General features: G+C 74.7%; 3 protein-coding genes. 1 reads left to right on the forward strand and 2 read right to left on the reverse strand.

The genetic code is table 11. The features are described 5' to 3' along the window. Positions 1–1,039, reverse strand: a 1,039-nt coding sequence (gene xylA / locus AOK00_RS32415; protein WP_055603741.1) for a xylose isomerase, incomplete at its 3' end; no start/stop codon positions are given. Between the two features lie 138 nt (positions 1,040–1,177). Here xylA and AOK00_RS32420 point away from each other — a divergent pair. Further along, positions 1,178–2,875, forward strand: a complete 1,698-nt coding sequence (locus tag AOK00_RS32420) for an FGGY family carbohydrate kinase (RefSeq protein ID WP_079042304.1) — start codon at positions 1,178–1,180, stop codon at positions 2,873–2,875. Here the strand turns inward: AOK00_RS32420 and AOK00_RS32425 are convergent. Continuing rightward, positions 2,789–3,306: DUF1349 domain-containing protein (locus AOK00_RS32425; RefSeq protein ID WP_055603742.1), on the reverse strand; the 518-nt coding region annotated here is incomplete at its 5' end. The genes AOK00_RS32420 and AOK00_RS32425 overlap by 87 nt on opposite strands.

The raw sequence follows: 3,306 nt of genomic DNA on the forward strand, positions 1-3,306 counted from the left end.
CGGCGGCCGTGGGGACGGCCAGTTCGGGCAGGCGCGAGGAGGCCAGGGCCTGCTGGACGTCCGGGTCGGCGCGGAAGGCCGCCGCGCGCTCCTTGAGGATCAGGTAGTTGCGCATGCAGTTCTTCGCGGACTCCCACACCCCGTCGGAGCCGTCCGTCCGCACCGGCTTGAAGTCGAAGTGGCGCGGGCCCTCGTACCCGGCCGTCTCGAGCAGGTCCACCAGCCAGAACGCCTGGCGCAGATCGCCCGCCCCGAAGCGGAGGTCCTGGTCGTACTTGATGCCGGACTGGCCGTTCAGATCGATGTGGAAGAGCTTGCCCGCCCAGAGCGCCTGTGCGATGCCGTGCGGGAAGTTGAGTCCGGCCATCTGCTCGTGGCCCGTCTCCGGGTTCACGCCGACGAGTTCGGGGCGCTCCAGGCGCTCGATGAAGGCCAGGGCGTGCCCGATGGTGGGCAGCAGGATGTCGCCGCGCGGCTCGTTCGGCTTGGGCTCGATGGCGAAGCGCAGGTCGTAGCCCTGCTCGGTGACGTACTGGCCGAGCAGGTCGAAGGCCTCCTTCATCCGGTCGAGAGCGACCCGGACGTCCTTCGCCGCGCCGGACTCGGCGCCCTCACGGCCGCCCCAGGCCACGTACACCGTGGCGCCGAGTTCGACGGCCAGGTCGATGTTGCGGAGGGTCTTGCGGAGCGCGAAGCGGCGCACGTCCCGGTCGTTGGCCGTGAACCCGCCGTCCTTGAAGACGGGGTGGGTGAAGAGGTTCGTGGTGGCCATCGGCACCGCGAGCCCCGTGCGGTCGAGCGCGGCCCGGAAGCGCTTGACGATCGCGTCGCGCTGGGTGTCGGGAGCGCCGAAGGGGATCAGGTCGTCGTCGTGGAAGGTGACGCCGTACGCGCCGAGCGCGGCGAGCCGCTCGACCGTCTCGACGGGGTCGAGGGCCGGGCGGGTGGCCTCGCCGAACGGGTCGCGGCCCTGCCAGCCGACGGTCCACAGGCCGAAGGTGAAGCGGTCTTCGGGGGTGGGGGCGAAGAGCTCCGGCATGGTGTGTCCTTCTCTTGCTCCGGGGATTTGTTTTCTGAGATAACTAATACGGTACGGACACACCGGGGCGCCAGCCCCCGCCACGAATCGGCTCCCGTGACGACCTACGGTGACGCACTACAGGGAAGAGGTGAGGGCGTGCCCACGAGGCGCTCCGTCGTGATCGGCGTGGACAGCTCCACGCAGTCCACCAAGGCCGCGGCCGTCGACGCCGACACCGGCGAGCTCCTCGCCGTCGGCCGCGCCCCGCACACCGTCACCGGCTCCGCCGGCGCGCGCGAGAGCGACCCCGAGGAGTGGTGGAGCGCCCTGGTGACGGCCGTCCGCGCGGCGGTACGGGACGCGGGCGTCCCGGCCGGAGCCGTCACCGGCATCGCCGTCGCCGGACAGCAGCACGGTCTCGTCACCCTCGGCGCGGACAGCCGCCCCCTGCGCCCCGCACTGCTCTGGAACGACACCCGCTCCGCCCCGCAGGCCGCCGCCCTCGCCGCCCGCCTGGGCGGCCCAGCCGCCTGGCTCGAACGCACGGGCTCGGTGCCCGTGGCCTCCATGACCGCCGCGAAATGGCAGTGGCTGCGCGAGCACGAACCCCGCCGTGCGGAGGCCGTCGCGGGGGTCCGCCTCCCGCACGACCACCTCACGGAGCGCCTCACCGGGATCGCGGTGACCGACCCGGGGGACGCCTCGGGGACGTGCTGGTACGGGAGGGGTGCCCGCGCGGGCGAGGGCACGGCGGGTGCCGACCGCCTCCGGGACGTGACCGGCGGATCCGACGGCAAGGTGCCCGCGGGTGCGTACGACCCCGGGATCTCCGCCGGGTCCGACGGCAGGGAGCCCGCTGGTGCGTACGACCCGGGGATCCTCGACCTCATCGGACTCGACCCGGCCCTGCTGCCCGCCGTCGCGCCCGGCGGCGCCACCCGCGTGGGCACCCTGACCGCGGCCGCCGCCGAGGCCCTCGGGCTGCCCCGTACCGTCGTCGTCGCCGCCGGGACCGGCGACAACATGGCCGCCGCCGTCGGCCTCGGCCTCGGCGGTGCGGGCCTCCTCGACCACCCGGTCGTCAGCCTCGGCACCTCCGGCACGGTCTTCGCCGCGACCCGCGCGCGCCCGGCGGACCCGGGCCTCGCGGGGTTCGCCGCCACCGACGGGACGTACCTCCCCCTCGGCTGCACCCTCAACTGCACGCTCGCCGTCGACCGGTTCGCCACGCTCCTGGGCCTGGACCGCGAGGACGCGTCACCGGGCGGAAGCGGCGGCGGTGGAGTCGTCGTCCTGCCGTACCTCGACGGCGAACGCACCCCCGACCTGCCGCACGCGGCCGGCCTGGTCACCGGCCTCCGGCACGGCACGGACCCGCGGTCGGTCCTCGGTGCCGCCTACGAGGGCGCGGCCTTCACGGTGCTGCGCGCCCTCGACCACCTCCTCGCCGCCTGCGGCCTCGACCCGGCCGCCCCCGACGTACGGGACCGGCCGCTGCGCCTCATCGGCGGCGGGGCGCGTGGCCGGACCTGGACCGAGACCGTCCGCAGACTCTCCGGCCGTCCCCTGGTCGTCCCGGCCGCCGAGGAACTCGTGGCCCTCGGCGCCGCTGCCCTCGCGGCGGGCGCGGTGACGGGGGCGGACCCGGTGGCCCTGGCGACGGCCTGGGGCACGGGCACGGGCGAGATCCTTCCCGCGGCCGACCGCGACGAGGAGACCTGGAACCGCATCGCGGGGGTCCTGTCCGCCGCGACGCCGACCTTGCTGTCAACGACCGTCGAAGAGGTGGGCCAGGGTGGTCGGGGTGAGGCGGATGTCGTCGAAGTCGACGCGGCATCCCTCGCCGACGGGTGACTGGACCTCGATGCCGGCCCGTACAGGACCGGGGCCGTCCAGGGCGAACTGCCGTACCAGGCGCCAGGAAACGCCGTCGTCCGAGACGTGGAAGGCGAAGCCCTCACCGATCCGGCTGACGCGCAGCCACAGCGCCTCTCCCGCGACCGGGCCCGCGAGCGCGTCGTCGGACCGGCCGCGGGTCACGACGGAGTAGACGCTGGGAGTTCCGTCGGGCGCCTGCTCGAAGTTGAGCTTGGCCCAGTGGTCGTCGTCGGAGCGGATGAACAGGGCCCCCGCGTCCCACGCCGACCGGAAGCCGACGCGAAGGCGGGCCGAGAGCTGCCAGTCGCCGTCCGGGGGAGTGGTCAGGGCCACCGCGGCGTCACGCCGGGCCGCCCCGCCGACCGGGTCCGTGAAGGCGTCCGTGTGCGGGGCGGCCCGGCGTGACG

The organism is Streptomyces aureus, assembly GCF_001418135.1.
GTDB lineage: Bacteria > Actinomycetota > Actinomycetes > Streptomycetales > Streptomycetaceae > Streptomyces > Streptomyces aureus_A.